The sequence below is a fragment of the Egicoccus sp. AB-alg2 genome, assembly GCF_041821065.1.
Lineage (GTDB): Bacteria > Actinomycetota > Nitriliruptoria > Nitriliruptorales > Nitriliruptoraceae > Egicoccus.
In genome coordinates this window covers 265,252-284,844 of record NZ_JBGUAX010000006.1, presented here as the reverse complement: position 1 = coordinate 284,844, position 19,593 = coordinate 265,252, and the positions used below count along the sequence as shown (strand labels likewise).

The following is a 19,593-nucleotide window of genomic DNA, read 5'->3' as shown; positions in this document are numbered from 1 at the left end:
CGGCTCACTCGGCCTCGAAGACGGCCCGGTCGGTGACCATGGGCGCCAGCGGGATCCCGTCGCCACGGGTGAACTCGACGTACAGCTCGTGCGCGCCGGCCTCGATCTCGATCGGGAAGGTGACCGTCTGGCACGGCTGCTCGACCGTGCAGTCCTCGAGGTACGACACGACGACCCGCTCGTCGTTCAGCGTCACGGTCAGCCCGCCGGCCTCCTCCGGATCGGCCGGCAACTGCTCCAGGGGCACGTTGCCCGGACCGATCGTGCCGCCGGTCACGGCCACGGCCACCTCCAGCGTCCCCGCCTCGATGACGTCACCGTCCTGGGGCACCACCAGCTCGACCTGGGCGTCGGTGGCGAGCGGCAGGTAGTCCGGCGGAGGGTGCCAGGCCACCGTCAGCGGCTGGTGAAGCAACAGCGCGCCGACCGTGGCGACGGCCGCCACCCCCCAGGTCAGCGGCGAGCGCAGCGTGAGGTCCAGCGGCGTCAGTGCGGCGACCAGGAGGCCGACCAGCAGCGTGACGCCCAGCGGGAACGCCCAGCCGATCCAGTCCGACAGCCAGTAGTCGGCCAGCGGCGCCAGCGACGACACGATCGCCACCGCGGCCAGCGGCATCACGAGGTCGTCGAGGCTGTCCACCCGCACCTTGCCGACGACGGCCAGGAGGACGACGACGAGCAGGCCGAGCGCGACCGCGACCAGCAGCGCCTGCCACGTCGAGCCCGCTCCGGCGTGGGCGACGATCGGGGTCAGCGAGGTGAGCAGGTCGCTCACGAGCCCTGCGCCGGGACGTCGGGTACCTCGATGTCGAAGCGTGTCGCGGGGATGCCGAGGCTGGCCACGCGCTGCACGCTCGGCTGGTGGTCGGGGTGCACGCGGTAGGCCTCCAGCGCGTCGGCGTCCGCGTGCGCCGTCAGCAGCCCCGTGACGGCGGGATCGGTGAGGTCCCGGCCGACGCGCAGCCACAGCACCACGTCGAGGTCGGCCAGCGCGGCCAGCCCGTCCTCGAACTCCCGGCGGTCCGCCTCGTCGACGCCGGAGCAGTCGAACCGGACGGCGTGCAGGATCATGGCGGCTCCCTGGCGAGTGGTTCGGTCGGCCGGTGCCGCGACCCGATCGGCGGACCGGTGCCCGGCGCCCGGGCGGGACGGTGCGGGCCAGTAGGATAGGCCGTCGGCCGGTCGTGACCCCGAACGGGCACGGCGAACCGACGACGCGAGGCAGACCATGAGCAGCGGGCCGGCGGCCAGCGACCCCATCGGCGCCGTCGTGACGGCGATGATCACGCCCTTCACCGCCGACGGGGACATCGACCTCCAGGGTGCCGGGCGCCTGGCACGACACCTGGTGGACACGGGCAGCGACACGGTGCTGGTCAACGGCACCACGGGGGAGTCACCGACCCTGCACGGCGAGGCCCCCTGGGAGTTGCTCGCCGCCGTCCGCGAGGCGGTCGGCGACGACGCCTCCGTGATGATCGGCACGGGCTCCAACGACACGGCCCGGACCGTCGCGGCGACCGCGCGGGCGGCCGAGGCCGGCGCCGATGCCGTGCTCGTCGTGACCCCGTACTACAACAAGCCCCAGCAGAACGGTCTGGTGGCCCACTTCCGCGCGGTCGCGGACGCGACCGACCTGCCGGTCCTGCTCTACGACGTGCCGGGCCGCACCGTGACCGCCCTGTCGGTCGCCACGCTCACCGAACTCAGCGGCGTGCCCAACATCGTCGGGGTCAAGGACGCGACCGGCGACCTCGGCAAGGCCGCCGACGTGCGCCTGGCGACGTTGGGCGCCCCGGGCGGGTTCGACCTGTGGTGCGGCTCCGACGAGATGAACCTGCCGGTGCTGGCCGTCGGCGGTCGCGGGCTGGTCTCCGTCAGCGCCCACCTCGTCGGCCAGGAGCTCGCGGAGATGGTCCGCGTCTTCCCGTCCGATCCGGCCCGGGCGCTCGAACTCCACCTACGCTGCCTGCCACTGCACCGCGCCCTGTTCGCCGAGACCTCTCCCGCCCCGCTGAAGGGCGCCCTCAACCACCTCGGTCTGCCGGCCGGGCCGGTGCGGGGCCCGCTCGCCGAGGCGTCCCCGGAGACGGTCAAGGCGGTCGTCGGCGTCTACGAAGCGATCGAGGCCAAGCGATGACCGACGCAGGATCCGACGCGGCGCCCGTGACCGTCACCTTCCTCGGCGGCCTCGGCGAGATCGGCCGCAACATGGCCACCATCGAGGTGGACGGCCGGCTCGCCGTCGTCGACGTCGGGGTGCTGTTCCCCGACGCCGAGCACCTCGGCGTGGACCTGATCCTGCCCGACTGGAGCGTGGTCCGGGAACGCGCCGACGACGTCGAGGCGATCTTCCTCACCCACGGCCACCTCGACCACATCGGTGCACTGCCGTACCTGCTGCGCGACCTCGACCGCGACGGCATCCCCGTCTACGGCACCCAGCTCACGGTCGCGTTCGCGCAGGCGATCCTCGAGGAGTGGCCGGACATCCCCGAGCCCCGCTTCGAGGTCATCGAGCCGGCCGAGACGGTCGAGGAGGGCCCCTTCGTCGTCGAGGCGATCCAGGTCAGCCACTCCATCCCCGACGGTGTGGCCTTCGCCTTCCGCACGCCGCACGGGATCATCGTGCACACGGGCGACTTCAAGCTCGACCAGACGCCCATCGACAATCGGCCCACCGACCTTGCCCACTTCGCGCGGCTCGGCGACGAGGGCGTGGACCTGCTGCTGGCCGACTCGACCGGCGCGGACATGCCCGGTCACGTGCCGACCGAGCGCACCGTCGGCCGCAACGTGCGCGAGCACATCGCCGCCCAGAAGGACGGGCTGATCGTCGTCGCGTCGTTCGCGTCACACGTCCACCGCGTGCAGCAGATCCTGGACGCCGCCGCCGAGGTCGGCCGCCGGCCCGTGTTCGTCGGCCGGTCGATGGTGCGCAACATGGGCATCGCCCGTGACCTCGAGTACCTCGAGTTCGACCCCGACGCGGTCGTCGAGCTGCACGAGGTCGACCAGTACGACCGCAGCGAGCTGATCGTGATCTCCACGGGCTCGCAGGGTGAGCCGTTCAGCGCCCTGTCGCTGATGGGCGCGGGCGACCACAAGCATCTCCAGGTCGGCGAGGGTGACCTGGTGATCCTCGCCAGCAGCCTCGTGCCCGGCAACGAACAGGCCGTCTACCGCTCGATCAACAACCTGTCGCGGCGCGGCTGCCGGGTCGTGCACAAGGGGCTCGCGCCGGTACACGTGTCGGGCCACGCCAGCCGCGAGGAGCTGATCCTCTTCCACAACGTGCTCGAGCCGGAGTACTTCGTGCCCGTGCACGGCGAGTACCGCCACCTGCGCGCCCACGCGGAGGTCGCGGAGATCACCGGCGCGCTGCCCGAGCACGTGCTGATCTGCGAGGACGGCGACACGGTCGTGCTCGAGGACGGCGTCGTCACGCGCGGCGAGCCGGTGCCGACCAGCCACGTCTACATCGACGGGCTGCTCGACGACGTCGGACCGGCCCTGCTGCGCGACCGTCGGCGGATCGGCGAGGACGGCATCTGCGTGTGCGTCGTCGCGATCGACACCCACGAAGGTGGCCCGGTGGGCGACGTGATCGTCTCGCAGAAGGGGGTCGTGTTCGTCGGCACCGAAGAGGACATCCTCGAGCAGGCGAAGAAGGCCGTCGACCTCGAGCTCGCCGGCATGGCCAGCGTGAAGTTCGAGGACCCCCAGGTCGTGCAGCGCCACGTCGTGCAGGCACTCGGGACGTTCTGGCGGTCGGAGACCGGGCGGCGCCCCTTCATCCTGCCCGTCGTCCACGAGGTCTGACCGGCCCGGCCGCGACCCTCTGACCTTTCGGCCGTCCGGCCGCCCCGGCGACTAGGTTCGCCGCCGACGCGGTCGCGGAAGGCGGCCGCCGGGAAGGGGCCGGGTGTGCTCGGGCGCCTGCGCCGTCTCGCGTGGTTGGTCGCGGCGGGCCTGCTGCTGGGTGTCGCGGGCGGCTCCGCGCCGGTCTTCGTGACCCTCAGCGGCGACCGGCTCCTGCAGGACGAGCTCGCCAGCTACGGCGAAGCCCCCAAGGCTCTGACGGTCGACGTGGCCGCGGCCACCCCGCCGACCGTGGTCGCGCAGGCCGACCGGCTGCTGCGCGAGGAGCTGGCGGCACTCGGCGCCGGCGCCCCGCACCAGCGGCTGCTCGCCCGGGACGTGGCGCTGGCCGACGGCGACCGCTCGGTGGAGGTGAACCTCGTCGGGTTCGAGGACGCGCTCGAGCACCTGCCGGCGATCGTCGCGGACGGACCCGGACCGGTCGCGGTCACCGCCTGGTCCGCCGGGCGGCTGGGGCTGGGGGCCGGCGACACCCTGCGGCTGCGCGGCACCTCCGGCGACGTCGAGGTGCCGCTCGGCCCGATCGTCGAGGACTTCGACTACTACGCCATGCCCGCCTTCTGGCGTCCGGTCAGTGCGCTGGTCAGCGACGACCAGAACCCCCAGACGATGGTGCCGCCGCCCGCACTGCTGATGGACGTCGACACCCTCGGCGTTCTGGTCGGCGCGGCATTCCACGGGGACCCGGCAGGCAGGCCGGACGTGACGGTCTCGCCCGAGGCCACGGACGAACGTGACACGCCACCGTTGCTCGTGGGGGCGTGGGACGTCCCGGTCGGGGAGCAGCGCTCACTGACCGATGCCGCCGCGCTCGTGCCGCGGTTCACCGAGGTCGAGCGCCGCGCCGTGGACCGCACGACACCGCTCGGGCAGGCCCTGACGGCAGCGGCCGGTGGCGGGTTCGGCGACGCGCCCCACGTGTCGGGACAGCTGGCGTCGGCCGTGGCGCGCACCGACACGTCGCTGGCGCTGCTGGCCCGCCCGGTCGACGGGCTCGGGCTCGCCGCGCAGGTGCTGGCCCTGGCGGTGGTCGCGGTCGCGGCGATGCAGGCGTTCCGTCACCGCCTGTCGCGGGCGCGCCTGTACGCGGTTCGCGGCGTCTCGCCGCTGTGGCTGGCGCTGCGCAGCACGACCGTGGCGACACCGGCGGTCGCGGCCGGTGTGGCCGCCGGCTGGGCGCTCGCCGTCGCGGCGCCCGAGGTGCTGCGACTCGGCGAGGGGGTCGCGGCTCCGTTGCTGGCGGTCGCACGGGTGCAGGCGCCGACCGCCGTGGTGGCCGCCCTGTTGGTCGTCGCCGCGACGGTGGGCGTGACGGCGCGGACACGGGCACGGACGCAGGCGGGCGAGGTCCGCTTCCCGCCGGTCGTCGAGCTGTTGCTGGTCGCGCTGGCCGCGGTCGCCTGGTGGGCGCGAGACCCGGGTAGTCCACCCGTCCTGTCGCGCGGCGACGGGAGCGCCGAGGTGGACCTCCTGGTCTTCGCGTTCCCGCTGCTGCTGATACTGGCCACGGCGGCCGTCGGCGCCCGCCTGCTGCGCTCGGCGTTGCGCGCGGGGGTCGGCGCCGCCGACCGTCGCGCCACCGCCTGGCGCTGGCGCGGCGGCGCCTTCCTCGCCTTCCGGCGGCTGCGCTCGCTGCCCGTGACCACGGCGGCACTGCTGTTCGTCACCTCGGCCGGTGTCGGGATCCTGGTCGCCGGGGCCACGCTCGCCGCCTCGGCGCAGGTGACCGTGGCGGCGAAGGCCGGTGTGCTCGTCGGGGCCGACGCGACCATGGAGCTCCCGCGCTCGGACGCCTCCCGGGCCGAGGTCCTGGCGTCCATGGCGACCGTGCCCGCTGCCGCGACGGTGGTGCGCCGCGTCAACGACGGCCTGCTCGACCAGCGCCGCGACGTCGACGTGCTGGTGGTCGACCCGGACCGGTTCGGCGCGGTCGCCTATCAGCCGCGGAGCGAGGGTGCGGTCGAACTCGACGACCTGCTCGGGCCCCTGCGGAACCCCGCGTCCGGCCGGGTGCCCGTCGTCGCGGTCGGCGCGGGCGTCCCCGACCGCGGCCTGGTGCAGGTACCCGGGGTCGACCTGGACGTCGAGGTGGTGGCGCGGACGGGTGTGTTCCCCGGGATCACCGGGGAACGGCCCGCGATCGTGGTGGCCGCGGACGGTCCGCTCGAACCCGAGGACGTCGCGACCCGCGCCCGACTGTTGCCCAACGTCGTGCACGAACTCTGGCTCGACGGCGGCGCGGCGATCCCAGAGCAGCTGCGCGAGGAGCTGGCGTCGGCGTTCGGGAGCGAAACGTTCACGTTCGCGGCCGACTTCGGTGCCGCCCCGACGATCGCGCCCGTCGTGGCCGTGTTCCGGTTCCTGCGCGGGCTCGCGGTGGCGATCGCGGCCCTCGGCCTCGCCGCGTTGCTCGCCCACCACCTGGCACAGACCCGCGACCGTGCCCTGTCCGCGGCCCTGTTGCACCGCATGGGGCTGCCACCACGGTCACAGGCCGCGGCCCAGACCATCGAACTGGGTGTGCTCGTCCTCGGGGCCGCGTTGCTGGGTGCCGGTGCCGGGCTGTCGGCCGCGCGCCTGGTCGCCGGCGACTACGACCCGCTGCCGGCCGTGCCGCTGCCGGTCGTGGTCGCCACGCCGACGGAGCTGGCGGGCCCGATCCTGGCTGCCGCCGTCGGCGCCGTGATCGCCACCGTCGGACTCGCCCGCCGGCGGGCCGCGCGGACCGACGTCACGGCCCTGCTGCGGGAGGGCACGTGATGGGGCACCGGTCGCACCGATGGCGTCCGTCGCCGGTCGGGATCGCGCTGGCCGCGGCCGGAGCCGTGCTCGCCCTCGCCGCCTCGGTCGTGGCGCCGTACCTCGCTGCGGCGGGGGACGCGGCGACGGCCAGCGAACTGCAGCGGCTCCAACCCGACGAAGTCGGGCTCCGCGTGGCCGCGACCGGGTCGCTGACCGACGCCCAGGCGGCGGAGATCGACCGACTGCTGTCCGGCTCGCTCGGCGACCTCGGTGCACCGGCGCTGCAGCTGCGCTCCGACCCGATGTCGCTGGTCGCAGGACGTGACGACCGTCGCATGCGTCTCGTCGCCCGGACCGGCGCGCTCGACCAGGTGGAACTGCTCGCCGGCGCCCGCGACGGCGGGCTGCTCGTGCCCGAGCTGCTCGCCGAGGAGCTCGGTCTGGCACCGGGCGACGTCGTGGAGCTCCAGCGCGGCGATCACACCGTCGCTCGGACGATCGCCGGCGTGTACCGCACGCTCGATCCCGAGACCGCCCCTGCAGGGCTTCGGTCGCTGGCGGCCACCGTGGCGGTCGGTGACGATCCCGCCGCCCGGTCCCTGGACCTCGTGTTCGCCGACGTCGCCGACGTGCTGGCCGACACGACGGCCCTGGGCGCCGAGGTGCAGGCCACTTGGGCGGTGCCCGTGCCAGCCGGGCTGGAAGGCCGGGCAGCCGCCGACCGTGCGCGCCGCCGGCTGCTCCGCGTCGCGAGCGCCGCTCGTGACCCCCGCACCGACCTCGGCGGGGCGTTGGACGCCGTGTCACGCACCGACGTCGACACGAGTGTCGGGCTGAGCGACGTCGTCCGCGAGGCCGACCGGGCGGTCGCCGCCGTCGCCGGGCCCGTGCGCATCGCCGGCACGGCCGGACAGGCGGTCGCACTGGTGGTCGTCGGCATGGCGGCGCTGTTCGCCGCGCGCCAGCGGGCCATCGAGCTACGACTGGAGAACGTGCGCGGCCGGTCCCTGCCGCTGCAGGGCACGAAGGCGGCGGGACGTGCGCTGCCATGGCTGGCCGCCGGCGCCGCCGGCGGCTGGGGTGCCGCCGTGGCGGTCGTGGCCCTCGCCAACGCGCCGCGCGGGTTGCCCGCCGCGGTGCTCGCCGACGCCGCCGTTGCTGCCGCGGTCTCGCTGCTGCCGGCGGCCGTGGTGGTCGCCGTGACGACCGCCGTGGTGGCGGGACGGTCGGTGCGGGTCGGCCGCGTCGCACGCGTGCGCCGGCTGCGGCGGTTCCCGTGGGAGCTGGTCGCCCTGGGATTGGCCGGCGTCGCGCTCGCGCAACTACGGACGGGCGGTGGGGTCCGCGACGTCGAAGGGGCTACGGCACTCGGACCGCTGGTGCTGGCCTTCCCGGTCCTGCTGCTCATCGGCGGCGTCGGGCTGATCCTGCGCGGCGCACGGCGTGTGCTGCCGCGACTGCGCCGCCTCGGCGGCGCGAGCGCTGCCGGGCCCTACCTCGCCGTCCGCCGGCTGGCCGCCGCCAGCGGCGCCGGGCTGCTGCTGACCGGGGCGGCGGCGACGTCGCTCGGGCTGGTCGTCTACACCTCGGCGTTGTCGGCGTCGTTGGCGACGGCGGTCGAGGAGAAGGCCGTCCTGCAACTGGTGCCGCGGCCACGGCCCCGATGGCGGCCGAGCAGGTCGACGAGGCCCCGCCCGCCGGCACCACCCAGCTGCTGCGCGCCCGCGGCCGGGTCGCGCCCTCCGACGCCGAGGTCGACGTGCTGCTGGTCACGCCCGAGTCGTTCGCCCAGGTCGCGTTCTGGCGCCGCGATCTGGTGGGCACGCCGCTCGACGGCCTGCTCGCCCGTCTCGCCGGGGGAGAGGGCCGCCTGCCCGTCCTCGTGGCCGGGGCGCAGGACGAGCCGGCCGCACTGGACGTCCCCGGCTTCGGCGTGCCGGTCGAGGTGGTGGGCCGCGCCGAGGCCCTGCCCGGCCAGGCCGCCGGGCGGCCGCTGCTCGTCGCCAGCCTGCAGACGGCCGAGGCGCTCGCGGTCGCCGGCGGCGCGGACGGGCTGGCGCGGGCACGCTGGCGCGGCGAGATCTGGGCCACCGGCGACGACGCCGAGGACCGGCTGGCGGTCGCCGGCGTCGACGCGGAGACGGTGCGGACCGCCGCTGCCGAGGCCACCCGGCCCCGGCTGGTCGCCGTGTCGTGGGCGCTCGGCGCGTTGCAGGCGTTGGGTGCGCTGGCGACGGGACTGGCGCTGCTGGGCGTCCTGTTGTTCGTGGCCGTGCGCCAACGCGACCTCCAGGTCTCCTACGCGCTGGCCCGCCGCATGGGTCTCACCTCGCGGGCACACGCGCTCGCATTGGTGGTCGAGGTCCTCGTGCTGCTGCTGCTCGCGCTCGGGTTGGCCACCGCGCTGGGCCTGTTCGCGGCGGCGGCCGTGGGCGGCGGGATCGACCCGCTGCCCGAACTCCTGCCCGGCCCGCGGGTCGTGCTGCCGGGCACCGTCCTGCTCGTGCTGGTCGGCGCGCTCGCGGCGGGCGGGATCGCCGGTGCGGCGGCGCTGCAGCGGAGCGCCGACCGTGCCGACGTCGCGGAGGTGTTGCGCCGTGCCTGAGTCCAGTCGCTCCGTGACCGCGTCGATGGCAGCCGAGTGCGCCGGGGTCGTGCGGATCTACTCGATCGCCAGTGGCGAGGTGCACGCCCTGCGTGGGGTCGACGCCCGCTTCCCCGCACGCACCATCTCCGCGGTCGTCGGTCCGTCCGGCAGCGGCAAGTCGTCGCTGCTGCGCATCCTCGCCGCGCTCGACCGGCCCAGCGCCGGCACCGTCCGGCTCGGTGGTGAACCGATCGACCAACTCTCCGGCCGGGCCCTGCGCCGGCTGCGTCGGCGCAAGGTCGGCTTCATGTTCCAACGCCCGTCCGACAACCTGCTGCCGGGCGTCACGGCGCTCGACCAGGTCGCCCAGGCCGGCCGGCTGCGGGGCCTGTCGCGGCGGCAGGCGGCCGGGGAGGCGGACGGCCTCCTGGGCGACCTCGGGCTGGGGGACCGGCGCGACCATCGTCCACACGAGTTGTCCGGCGGGCAGCAGCAGCGGGTGGCGCTCGCCCAGGCCGTCGTCGGCCGGCCGTCGCTGGTGATCGCCGACGAACCGACCGCCGAACTCGACTCCGGCTCGGCGGACCTGCTGCTCGGCAAGATGCGGTTGCTGGCCGACCGTGGGGTCGCGATCGTGCTCTCCACCCATGATCCGCGGGTGGTGCAGGCCGCCGAGCGGACCCTGTCGCTGCACCGTGGCGCGGTCGCCTCGGAGACCACCGACGCCGGCGTGCTGGCCGTCATCGACGACTCCGGTCGGGTCCAGATCCCGCCGTCGGAGCTCGCCCGGTTCCCCGACCGTCGCGCCGTCGTCACGGTCGATGCCGACGGCATCCGCATCACCCCACCAGGCAGGACCGTATGAGCCTCGCCCCGCTGTTGATCGCGTCCGGTCTTGGCCGGACCTACCGTCGCGGTGCCGAGGAGGTGGTCGCGCTGGCCGACGTGTCCTTCCGGCTCGAGCCGGGGGAACTCGTCGTCCTGACCGGCCCGTCGGGGTCCGGCAAGACGACGCTGCTGAACATCCTCGCCGGCTGGGAGACACCCGACACGGGCCAGCTGGCGTGGGGTGAACGCGGCACGACGGTGACGGCGCCGGGCTGGGACCTGCTGGCCATCGCCCCGCAGCGGCTCGGGCTGCTGCCGGAATTGACGATCGGCGAGAACGTCGAGTTGCCGCTGCGCCTGGCCGGTGGCGAGGACCGCGCCGTCCGCGCCCAGCGACTGGAGACCGCGCTGGAGGCGTTCGGGATCGCCCACCTCGCCCACCGCATGCCGTCCGAGGTGTCGCTGGGCGAGCAGCAGCGCACGGCCCTGGCCCGGGCGCTGGTCGGTGTGCCACGACTGCTGTTGGCCGACGAGCCGACCGGGCACCAGGACGCCGCCTGGGCCTCCGGCGTCATGGACGGGCTGCGCAAGGCGGCCGCCGCCGGGAGTGCCGTGCTCGTCGCCACCCACGACGAGGAGATCATCGCGCAGGCCCCGCGTCGGTTGCGGCTACGCGACGGGCGCCTGATCGCCTGAACCCTCGGTCGGCTCGCGCAGTGCCTGCTCGACGGCCTGGCGCAATCCCAACGACCGGTCGGCGTCCGCGGCGGTCGGCGCCGTGCGCGCGAACCTCGCCTGCGACGCCAGTGCCGCCAGTTCCGCGTGCGCCTCGCCGAGCGAGATCCGGTCGGCGTGCTCGAGCGGCGTCTCCGACAGCGCCCGGGCGCGCGGGTGGTCGGCGCCCTCGCGGGCCAGGGCGCGCTCGACCCGCAGGTAGTCGTGGACGATCGCCTGGCGTGGATCGCGCGGACGGGGCAGGAACCGCTGCAGCGCGTCGCGCAGCCGCCGTTGCTCGCGTGGCCGGCCGGCCCGCTCCTGCCACCGCTGCACGTCGTCGTCGGTGACGTCCGCCGTACCGGTGCCGCGCAGCATCGTGGCCAGGCGGTGCAGGAGACGTCCCCAGGCCCGCGGCCGCAGGATCATCGAGGTGACGACGGCCGCGGCGGCGAGCAGCACCCACCACGGCGGGTTCGGGACCGCCTCGAACAGCCCGGTCGGGTCGGCCGGCTGCCCGCCGGATCCGTCGCCGCCGTCGTTCTGAGCCCGGTGCTGGCCGGCCCCCACCACGCCGTCGCGCTGGCCGGTGCGCTGGCGGACCTCCCAGTCGAAGGCCACGTCGGCGATCCACTCGCTGGGGCGGCCCTGGCCCTGCATCGCCCGCGGCGGCAGCATCACGACCGCGAGCACGGTGACGGCCAGCACGGCCACCAGCGTCCCCACGGCGGTGGCGCGTACCACCCCCCGGGGCCCGCCACGCAGGACGTCGGGCTCGTTGGACGGCCCACGCAGGCGGGTGCGCAGGTCGGCCAGCACGAACAACGCGGCCGGCGGACCGAGCACCAGCGTGGCGAACACCCACGGCACGCGGGCCGCCGGCGTCGCGGCGAGCAGCAGCAGGACCCCGCTGGTGGCGAACCAGACCTGCAGCGCCGTGCGCTCGCGGGCCCGGTCGGCACCGGCGGTGCGGTCGCCCACGATCGCGGCCGCGACCCGCAACGTCACGATCTGGCCGGCCGCGAGCGCGACGAGGAACAGCAGCAACGGCACCAGCAACCGGCCCGACACCAGCGCCTCGTCACCGGCGCGGTAGGACGCCCAGGCGGCGGGCGGGCTCGGCGCGGCGAAGCGCACGGCCAGCGCGAGCAGCACGACGCCGAAGCCCCGCGCCGCCGCACGCCGCAGCCCGAGCACGGCCCCGTCCGCCGTCAGCAGGACGGCCACGACCGCGGTCAGCACGGCCACCGCGAACGTGAGCGCACGGGGGAAGGCGGCCAGGCGCGCGTCGGCCAGTTCCACCACCAGGGCCGAGAACGGCGCGACGAACGCCACCGTCAGGCCGAGCGCGTGGCGGTGGCCGTCGGCGTCGGCGACCGCGCGCACCTCGTCCGTCGTCGGGCCGCTCACAGCGTCAACCTCGACAGCGGCACGTCGCTGGCGACCGGGATGCGCGGGCAGCCGCCGGTCGGTGGTACCTCGGCGCGCAGGACCTGGTCGGGAGCGACGTGGACGACCACCGGTGCCAGGCCGTTGCGGCGCAGCGGCCGCAGCGCGTCGGCCAGGTGCCGGCCGGGCCGGCCGGTGACCACGGCGACGGTCGTGCCCGGCTGGTGGCGCCGGACGTCCCGACCCACCAGGTCCGGGAGCGGGATGCCGGGATGCAGCTTGGCGACCGCGAGGTGCGTGAGCATGGCGTCGAGGTGGGGGCGCGCGCCCGCGATGCGGAACGCGGTCGCGCGCGGCTCCTCGCCGACGCGGTCGACCCACGAGGTCAACAGCCCGGCCGGCTGACGCAGCCGCAGCAGCGCGTCCGCGAGCAGCGAGGCGGCCACGACGATGCCGACCTCCGGGGCGTGGTCGTGGCGCTCCCAGCCGTCGTGGTCGAGATCGACGACGACCAGCAGGTCCCGGGCCCACGCGCGCTCGGTCTCGCGCCGCACCAGCGTGCCGGTGGCGGCGGTGGCCGGCCAGTGGATGGCCCGCAGCGGGTCGCCGGGCGCGTAGGGACGCACGCCGACGATGGCGGTCGGGTCGGTCAGCAGCGACCGGCGGTCGGGGACCTCCGCCAACGGCGAGGCGGCCGGCAGATGGATGCGGCGGACCGGCAGGACGTCGGGCAGCACGACGACGGGGGCCGCGGTGGGCGGCCGGCGGGTCGCGATCTCGTGGATCCCGAACGGGTCGCCGACCAGCGCCGGCCGCGGCACGGGCTCCCACCGGCCGCGGTTGAACGCGGTGACCGGCGCGCCGCGGCGGACCGTGCTGCGGGCGGGGACGGCGAGTTCGAACGACAGCGACGAGGGGCTGAGCCCACCCGGGGGGAGCTGTACCTCGACGCGGACGCGGGTGGCCGGCAGGCGGCTCCGGTTGGTGGCCACCACGGTGAGTTCGGCGTGCTCGCCGCGGATCAGGCGCGCCGGCAGGACCACCTCGACCTGCACGCGGCGGCGCAGCACGGCCGCCCAGGCGGTGCTGCCCAGGCTCAGCAGCAACAGGCCGATCGCCAGGCCCCAGCCGGCCGGCGAGGGCAGCACCACCGCCAGGGCGAGCGCCGTGAGCGTCGCCGGCCAGATCCAGCGCGACACGTCAGCGGTCCAGCTGGATCGGCACGCGCGTAGCCGCGAGGACCTCCTCGACGAGCGCGGCGGCGTCCCGGCCGTGGACGGCCGCGTCCTCGTGCAGGACCAGGCGGTGGGCCAGCAGCGGAACGGCCAGGCGCTTGACGTCGTCGGGCAGGACGTGGTCGCGGCCGGCGACGGCCGCGGCCGCGCGGGCCGCCTGTTCGAGCATCAGCACCGCACGCACCGATGGGCCCACCGCCACCTCGTCGTGGTCGCGCAGGCCGTCGACCAGGTCGAGCACGTAGTCCTCGAGGCCCGGATCGACGTGCACGCGGCCCACCTCGGCCCACAGCGCGGGCAGGAGCTGCATGGCGTCCACCACCGGCGAGAGCTGGTCGAGTGGTTCCTCGCCGCGACGGCCGCGCAGGATTTCGCGGTGCGCGTCTCGCGAGGGGTAGCCGAACGCGACCCGTAGCAGGAACCGGTCCAGCTGCGCCTCCGGCAACGGGAAGGTGCCGGCCTGCTCCACGGGGTTCTGGGTGGCGATCACCGTGAACTCGGGCCCCAGTGCGTGGGACTCGCCGTCGACGGTGACCTGCCGTTCCGCCATCGCCTCCAGCAGTGCCGCCTGGGTGCGTGGCGTCGCGCGGTTGATCTCGTCCACCAGCAGCAACGAGCGGAACACCGGTCCGGGTCGGAACCGGAAGCTGCCGGTGGTCTGGTCGTAGACGTTGACGCCGGTCACCTCGGTCGGCAGGAGGTCCGGGGTGCACTGCAGCCGCCCGGCCGGCAGCCCGGTGACGGTCGCCAGGGCGCGGACCGCCGAGGTCTTGCCCGTGCCGGGGACGTCCTCGACCAGGACGTGCCCGCGGGCGAGCAGGCCGACGAGCACGAGCTCGAGCTGGTCGTCGAGGCCGACGACGGCGCGGCCGGCGGCGGCGAGGACGGAACGGGCGAATGCGGCGGTCGTGGTCTCCATGGCGGCGGAGACTAGGCAGGCGCGCCCCTCGACGGCCGCGCATCCTGCGGCGACGTGCGTGCGGCGACCGCTAGGAGTCGACGCGTTCGGCGAAGACGATGACGTTGTCGCGGTAGCTGCGCTCCGCACCGTCGAACTCGCCGCCACAGGTGATCAGCCGCAGTTCCGGCCCGGGCGTCCCGGCGTACACGCGCTCGGTGGGGAAGGCGGCCTTCGGGTGCTGCTCGAGCTCGCGGACGGCGAAGGTCACGACCTCGCCGTCGGCGCCGTGGACCTGGATCTCGTCGCCGGCCGACAGCTCCCGCAGGCGGTGGAAGACGGCCGGGCCGCCACGGTCGTCGACGTGGCCGGCGATCACGGCCGGCCCCACGCGGCCAGGGCGCGGTCCGTGCCTGAACCAGCCGGTCTGCGCGAAGTCCGTGGGGACCTCCATCTCGCCGTTGGGTTCGAGGCCGAGCTCGATCACGTCCGCGTCGACCCCGATGGCGGGGACGACGATCCGGACCGGGTCGATCCCGTTGGGGTGGGCCACCTCGCGGTCGTGGTGGTGGGCGTGGTCGCCGTCGTGGTCGTGCAGGGAGGCGAGGTGGTCCGGGTCCATCGCCAGCAGTTGGGCGATGGTGTCCTCGGTGGTCCTTGCGGGTCGTGCGGCCTCGCCCGCCGGCGCGTCGCCGTGCTCGCCGTGGTCGGCGTGGTCGGCGTGGTCGGCGTGGTCGGCCTCCTCGGCATGGTCGGCGTGGTCGGTGTCCGCCGTCTGGACGCTCGCGGACGGCGGGGCGGTGTCGCCGGCGACGTCGGCACCGCCACCGCAGGCGGTCACGACGAGTGCAGCGGCGAGCAGGGCGATGGGGCGTGGGATGCGGCGCACGGGTCGGCTCCTCGTCGGCGAGTCCTCCATGGGGGAGGTCGGGTGTCCGACCGGCTCGGGGTTCGCGATGGAGCCGGCCGGACACCCGGGTCGGATCAGGCTTCGTCGCGACGGCGACGCAGACCGGCGAACCCGATCGCGCTCAGACCGGCCGCACCGGCCAGCGCCGCGGCGGCACCGTTGCCGCCGCCCTCGGTCGCGGTCCCGCCTGCACCGGTCGCGACACCGCCGGCCGCGGACGCCGTGATCTGGCCGCAGGCGGCCGGGATCGTCGCCTCGATGTCGAGCTCCGGGTCGAGCGAGCTGGGCGTGCCGAAGTCGCCGATCTCGCCGGAGTCGTCCAGGTCGGCAGCGTGGACGACGACGTGCAGCGTGCTGAGGTGGTCGGCCACCTCCTGCGGCAGCTCGATCGTGCGCTGGTAGTCGAGCGTCCCCGAGGTCGGGAACCGGTCGACGGCCAGGGCGCTGTCCGGGCTGGTGTCGCCCTCGGTCGTCAGCGACACCGTCACCGGGCCGTAGGCGGGCACCCCCTCCACGACGCTGATGAGGCCGTCACCGTCCTCGTCGGCCTCGTCGAAGCCCGGGTCACCCGGGTTGAGGGGCCCGCAGACGTTGTCGCCGCCCGGCTCGCCGTGGAAGTGGATGGCGTGCGGGAAGCCGTCGAAGAAGTCGCGGCCGTCGATACGGATGTCGGCAGTGGTTCCGTCGAGTTCGATCGTGACGGTGCCGCTGGCCCCGCTCTCGTTGGCCTGCGACAGGTTGGCCGTGTAGGTCTGCGGGGACTGGGCGAACGCTGCCGTCGCGGGCAGCGCGAGGACCGCGCCGGTCGCCGCGAGGGTCGTGAACATCCTGCGCACCATGGACTCCTTGGGGTCGAGAGACGATGCGGGCCTGGTTCGCCGACCTGCGCGGCCGGGTTGCGTCGAGTGCGGATCCGACCCACGGACGCCGCCGCCGCGCACAGGCGCCCAACCGGCCGGCCGACGTCTCCGGACCACACCGGTCGCGCCGTGTCCGAACGGCCCGTCCCGGCGTCGACCGCCCGTTCGGCGGTGTCTACCGTGACGATCAGCGGCTGATCGACGGGCCGTTCTGGGAGGTCCGCGTCCGCCGAGGCATCGACGGGAGGGAGTGCCACGATGCGGCGATGGACACGAGCGCTGGCCGTGCTGGGTGCGGGTGCGCTGACGCTGACCGCGTGCGGCGGCGGCGAGGAAGACCCGCTGGGCGCCATGGAGGAAGAGGCTGGCGGGGCACAGGACGAGGGTGCTGCCGCCGAGGACGCGGAGGCCCCCGAACTCGACCAGGACGACGTGGAGATCTTCTCCTGGTGGACGGGCGCCGGCGAGGAGGCGGGTCTGCTCGCGCTGATCGACATGTTCGAGCAGCAGACCGACTACACGGTGGTCAACTCGGCCGTTGCCGGCGGGGCCGGCACGGACGCCCGGGCCGTGCTCGCGAGCCGCATGCAGGCCGGCGACCCACCCAGCAGCTTCCAGATCCATGCCAGCCGAGCGCTGCTCGACACCTGGGTCGCCGCCGGCGCGATGGAGCCGATCACGTTCCTGTGGGACGAGGAGGGCTGGCGCGACGTCTTCCCGGAGTCCATCGTCGAGCAGGTCACCGGCGACGACGGCGAGATCTACTCCGTCCCCGTGAACGTACACCGCTCCAACGTGGTGTTCGCCAACGCCGCCGTGCTCGAGGAGAACGGCGTCGAGCTGCCCACCACCCACGAGGAGTTCGTCCAGGCGGCACAGACCCTCCAGGAAGCCGGTGTCACGCCGCTCGCCCTCGGCGACAACGAGACGTGGACGCTGGTGCACACCTGGGAGGGCGTGCTGCTCGCCTCGGCCGGCCCGGAGTTGTACCGCGACCTGTTCGCCGGCGAGGCCGACTGGACCAGCCCCGAGGTGATCGAGTCGTTCGAGCACCTCGACGAGATGTTCCAGTACATCAACGACGACCACGCCGCCCGCAACTGGCAGGACGCCTCGCAACTGGTCGCCGACGGCGAGGCCGCGATGACCATCATGGGTGACTGGGCGGCCGGCTACTTCGCGACCGACCTGGAACTGCAGCCGGAGACGGACTTCGTGTGGGCGCCGACGCCCGGCACCGACGGGATGTTCATCACGGTGATCGACACCTTCGGGCTGCCCGAGGGCGGACCCAACCGCGACGGCACCGTGGAGTGGCTGCGGCTGCTCGGCTCGGTCGAGGGCCAGGACACCTTCAACCCGCTGAAGGGCTCGATCCCGGCGCGGACCGACGCGGACATCTCCCAGTACAACGAGTACGGCCAGCAGACCTACGAGGAGTTCCAGTCCGACGAGCTGTTGCCGTCGTTGGCCCACAACTCCGCAGCGCCCCCGAACTTCACCGACGAGGCGCTGCAGGTGCTGGAGATCTTCATGTCGCAGCGTGACCCGCAGCAGGCGGCCGATGCGCTCCAGCAGGCCGCGGACGACTACCTGCGGTCATGACCTCCACCACCACGCCGGCGCCGGCGGGCGCGGCGGCGGCCGCGGCCGACGCCGGTCCGTCACGGCGCCGGCGCCGGCTGGAGACGGCCACGCCGGTGCTGATGGTGCTGCCGTCGATCCTCGCCATCGGCGTGTTCGTCTACGGCTTCATCGCCTGGACCGGCTGGGTGTCCGTCAGCAACTGGACGACGTTCGTCCGCGACCTCAGCTTCAACGGCTTCGGGGCCTACACGCGGCTGTTCGGGGACTTCCGGTTCCTGTCGGGCCTGCGCAACGTCGTGGTGTTCACGGTGCTGTTCGTCGGCGTGTGCCTCGTGGTGGGTCTCGTGCTGGCGATGATCATCGACCGTGACCCGTTCGGCGCGCCGGTCTGGCGCAACCTGTTCCTGTTCCCGGTCGCGCTGTCGTTCGTGGTCACCGGCGTGGTGTGGCAGTGGCTGCTGAACCCGCGCGCCGGCGTCAACCTCCTGCTCAACCGTTTCGGGTGGGAGGACCTGCCCCTGTGGTACGTCAGCACGACGATCGTGCCGGGCTGGCGGTGGGGCCAGATCGACGTCGTCGTGCCGGTGGCGCTGATCGCGGTCGTCATCGCGGCCGCGTGGCAGATGTCGGGTTTCGCGATGGCGATCTACCTCGCCGGTCTGCAGGGCATCCCCGACGAACTGCGCGAGGCGGCCCGCATGGACGGCGCGTCCGAGATCGCCGTCTACCGCCGCGTGTTGCTGCCCATGCTCCGGCCGATGACGATCACGATCATCATCGTGCTCGGGCACATCTCCCTGAAGACGTTCGACCTCATCTACGTCATGACCGGGCCGGGTACCGGCTACGTCACCGACGTCCCCGCCGTCTACATGTACGAGACCACCTTCCGCGGCAACCAGTTCGCGCGTGGCGCCGCGATCTCCCTGCTGCTGCTCGGCCTGGTCGCGCTCCTGATGGTCCCGGCCCTGTGGGCGCGCCGGCGCACCGAGGAGGCACTCGGATGAGCACGGCCACGCCCACGGCGGACGACCGCCGGCTGCGCCCCACCGACGACGGGGGCGCGGCCGGGCGCCGGCTGCGCGGGGCGCCCAAGTACCTCGTCCTGGCCCTCGCGGCGGCGTTCGCGCTCGTACCGATCTACGTGATGCTGGTCACGAGCCTCAAGCCGCCGGTCGAGGCGACGGTCGGACGCATGTGGGACCTGCCGTCGTCACTCAGCCTCGGCGCCTGGGAGCAGGCCTGGGCGACGCTGCGGCCCTACCTGATGAACAGCTTCGCGCTGGCGATCCCGGCCACCGTCTTCAGCGCCCTCCTCGGGTCCCTGAACGGCTACGTGTTCGCCAAGTGGCGGTTCCCCGGTTCGGAGACCATCTTCAACCTGCTGCTGTTCGGGCTCTTCATCCCCTACCAGATCGTCCTGATCCCGCTGGTCGTGACGCTGCAGCAGATGGGCCTGTACAACTCGATCGCCGGGCTGGTGTTCGTGCACGTCGTCTACGGCATCCCGATCACCACACTGATCTTCCGCAACTTCTACGCCCGCATCCCGGCCGACATCACCGAGGCGGCGCAGGTCGACGGCGCCGGCGTCTTCTCCACCTACCTCCGCGTCGCGCTGCCGCTGTCGGTCCCGGGGTTCGTGGTCGTCGCCATCTGGCAGTTCACGCAGGTGTGGAACGAGTTCCTGTTCGCGGTCAGCATCACCAGCGCCGGCCAACGGCCGGTGATGGTCGCGCTGCAGAACCTCTCCGGCAGCCAGATCGTGGAGTGGAACGTGCAGATGGCGGCCGCCTTGATGGCGGCGCTGCCGACGCTGATCGTCTACATCCTGCTCGGGCGCTACTTCGTGCGCGGGCTGCTGGCCGGGGCGACCAAGGGCTGAGCGGGCCGGCCGCTGGGCGCCCCACCGCACGCGGCCCGTCGAACGTGTAGTTCCAGGGGTGTGTTTGCCCGTTATC

16 protein-coding genes are annotated in these 19,593 nt (G+C 74.2%); 9 read left to right on the top strand and 7 right to left on the bottom strand.

The features are described 5' to 3' along the window. Window positions 1–4: 4 nt before the first annotated feature. Window positions 5–775, bottom strand: a complete 771-nt coding sequence (locus ACERM0_RS13590; RefSeq protein ID WP_373679147.1) for a hypothetical protein — start codon at window positions 773–775, stop codon at window positions 5–7. Continuing rightward, window positions 772–1,071, bottom strand: coding sequence for a Dabb family protein (locus tag ACERM0_RS13585; protein WP_373679146.1), 300 nt, complete (start codon window positions 1,069–1,071; stop codon window positions 772–774). Before ACERM0_RS13585 ends, ACERM0_RS13590 begins: the two co-directional genes overlap by 4 nt. Before the next feature lie 157 nt (window positions 1,072–1,228). Between ACERM0_RS13585 and dapA the strand changes: the two genes are divergently transcribed. From dapA to ACERM0_RS13555, 6 genes are all read left to right on the top strand, one after another. Beyond that, window positions 1,229–2,140, top strand: coding sequence for a 4-hydroxy-tetrahydrodipicolinate synthase (gene dapA, locus ACERM0_RS13580; protein WP_373679145.1), 912 nt, complete (start codon window positions 1,229–1,231; stop codon window positions 2,138–2,140). Continuing rightward, on the top strand, window positions 2,137–3,822 hold the full coding sequence (locus ACERM0_RS13575) for a ribonuclease J (RefSeq protein WP_373679144.1): 1,686 nt from the start codon (window positions 2,137–2,139) through the stop codon (window positions 3,820–3,822). Before dapA ends, ACERM0_RS13575 begins: the two co-directional genes overlap by 4 nt. A gap of 105 nt (window positions 3,823–3,927) precedes the next feature. Next, a complete protein-coding gene (locus tag ACERM0_RS13570; protein WP_373679143.1) occupies window positions 3,928–6,642 on the top strand; it encodes a hypothetical protein in 2,715 nt (904 codons plus the stop codon). A gap of 1,645 nt (window positions 6,643–8,287) precedes the next feature. After that, window positions 8,288–9,229 carry a hypothetical protein gene (locus ACERM0_RS13565; protein ID WP_373679142.1) on the top strand — a complete coding sequence of 314 codons (942 nt, stop codon included), beginning with the start codon at window positions 8,288–8,290 and terminating at the stop codon, window positions 9,227–9,229. Next, on the top strand, window positions 9,222–10,076 hold the full coding sequence (locus ACERM0_RS13560) for an ABC transporter ATP-binding protein (protein WP_373679141.1): 855 nt from the start codon (window positions 9,222–9,224) through the stop codon (window positions 10,074–10,076). Before ACERM0_RS13565 ends, ACERM0_RS13560 begins: the two co-directional genes overlap by 8 nt. Continuing rightward, window positions 10,073–10,735, top strand: coding sequence for an ABC transporter ATP-binding protein (locus tag ACERM0_RS13555; protein WP_373679140.1), 663 nt, complete (start codon window positions 10,073–10,075; stop codon window positions 10,733–10,735). Before ACERM0_RS13560 ends, ACERM0_RS13555 begins: the two co-directional genes overlap by 4 nt. On the opposite strand, the gene ACERM0_RS13550 is transcribed toward ACERM0_RS13555, so the two are convergent. The 5 genes from ACERM0_RS13550 to ACERM0_RS13530 all read right to left on the bottom strand — a co-directional run bounded on the left by ACERM0_RS13550 (window position 10,709) and on the right by ACERM0_RS13530 (window position 16,024). Beyond that, window positions 10,709–12,163, bottom strand: coding sequence for a hypothetical protein (locus tag ACERM0_RS13550; RefSeq protein WP_373679139.1), 1,455 nt, complete (start codon window positions 12,161–12,163; stop codon window positions 10,709–10,711). The two genes, ACERM0_RS13555 and ACERM0_RS13550, sit on opposite strands and share 27 nt — an antisense overlap. Next, the gene (locus tag ACERM0_RS13545) at window positions 12,160–13,341 is read right to left on the bottom strand and encodes a DUF58 domain-containing protein (RefSeq protein ID WP_373679138.1); all 1,182 of its coding nucleotides are present in this window, start codon (window positions 13,339–13,341) and stop codon (window positions 12,160–12,162) included. Before ACERM0_RS13545 ends, ACERM0_RS13550 begins: the two co-directional genes overlap by 4 nt. Window position 13,342: 1 nt before the next feature. Then, window positions 13,343–14,296, bottom strand: coding sequence for an AAA family ATPase (locus ACERM0_RS13540; protein ID WP_373679137.1), 954 nt, complete (start codon window positions 14,294–14,296; stop codon window positions 13,343–13,345). A gap of 70 nt (window positions 14,297–14,366) precedes the next feature. Further along, the gene (locus ACERM0_RS13535; RefSeq protein ID WP_373679136.1) at window positions 14,367–15,164 is read right to left on the bottom strand and encodes a class F sortase; all 798 of its coding nucleotides are present in this window, start codon (window positions 15,162–15,164) and stop codon (window positions 14,367–14,369) included. A gap of 95 nt (window positions 15,165–15,259) precedes the next feature. Then, complete coding sequence (locus ACERM0_RS13530; RefSeq protein ID WP_373679135.1) at window positions 15,260–16,024, bottom strand: hypothetical protein; 765 nt, start codon at window positions 16,022–16,024, stop codon at window positions 15,260–15,262. A 279-nt stretch (window positions 16,025–16,303) separates the two neighbouring features. Here ACERM0_RS13530 and ACERM0_RS13525 point away from each other — a divergent pair, with 279 nt between their 5' ends. Genes ACERM0_RS13525 through ACERM0_RS13515 form a run of 3 tightly spaced genes read left to right on the top strand, consistent with a single transcriptional unit; the run spans window position 16,304 to window position 19,517 of the window. Then, window positions 16,304–17,650, top strand: coding sequence for an ABC transporter substrate-binding protein (locus ACERM0_RS13525; RefSeq protein WP_373679134.1), 1,347 nt, complete (start codon window positions 16,304–16,306; stop codon window positions 17,648–17,650). Then, a complete protein-coding gene (locus tag ACERM0_RS13520; protein WP_373679133.1) occupies window positions 17,647–18,639 on the top strand; it encodes a carbohydrate ABC transporter permease in 993 nt (330 codons plus the stop codon). Before ACERM0_RS13525 ends, ACERM0_RS13520 begins: the two co-directional genes overlap by 4 nt. Then, window positions 18,636–19,517, top strand: a complete 882-nt coding sequence (locus tag ACERM0_RS13515; RefSeq protein ID WP_373679132.1) for a carbohydrate ABC transporter permease — start codon at window positions 18,636–18,638, stop codon at window positions 19,515–19,517. Before ACERM0_RS13520 ends, ACERM0_RS13515 begins: the two co-directional genes overlap by 4 nt. Window positions 19,518–19,593 lie beyond the last annotated feature (76 nt).

Coding starts and splice junctions, on each gene's coding strand:
- ACERM0_RS13520 (WP_373679133.1), top strand. CDS start 17,647: ATGACCTCCACCACCACGCCGGCGCCGGCGGGCGCGGCGGCGGCCGCG.
- ACERM0_RS13555 (WP_373679140.1), top strand. CDS start 10,073: ATGAGCCTCGCCCCGCTGTTGATCGCGTCCGGTCTTGGCCGGACCTAC.
- dapA (WP_373679145.1), top strand. CDS start 1,229: ATGAGCAGCGGGCCGGCGGCCAGCGACCCCATCGGCGCCGTCGTGACG.
- ACERM0_RS13525 (WP_373679134.1), top strand. CDS start 16,304: ATGCGGCGATGGACACGAGCGCTGGCCGTGCTGGGTGCGGGTGCGCTG.
- ACERM0_RS13515 (WP_373679132.1), top strand. CDS start 18,636: ATGAGCACGGCCACGCCCACGGCGGACGACCGCCGGCTGCGCCCCACC.
- ACERM0_RS13530 (WP_373679135.1), bottom strand. CDS start 16,024: ATGGTGCGCAGGATGTTCACGACCCTCGCGGCGACCGGCGCGGTCCTC.
- ACERM0_RS13585 (WP_373679146.1), bottom strand. CDS start 1,071: ATGATCCTGCACGCCGTCCGGTTCGACTGCTCCGGCGTCGACGAGGCG.
- ACERM0_RS13575 (WP_373679144.1), top strand. CDS start 2,137: ATGACCGACGCAGGATCCGACGCGGCGCCCGTGACCGTCACCTTCCTC.
- ACERM0_RS13540 (WP_373679137.1), bottom strand. CDS start 14,296: ATGGAGACCACGACCGCCGCATTCGCCCGTTCCGTCCTCGCCGCCGCC.
- ACERM0_RS13565 (WP_373679142.1), top strand. CDS start 8,288: ATGGCGGCCGAGCAGGTCGACGAGGCCCCGCCCGCCGGCACCACCCAG.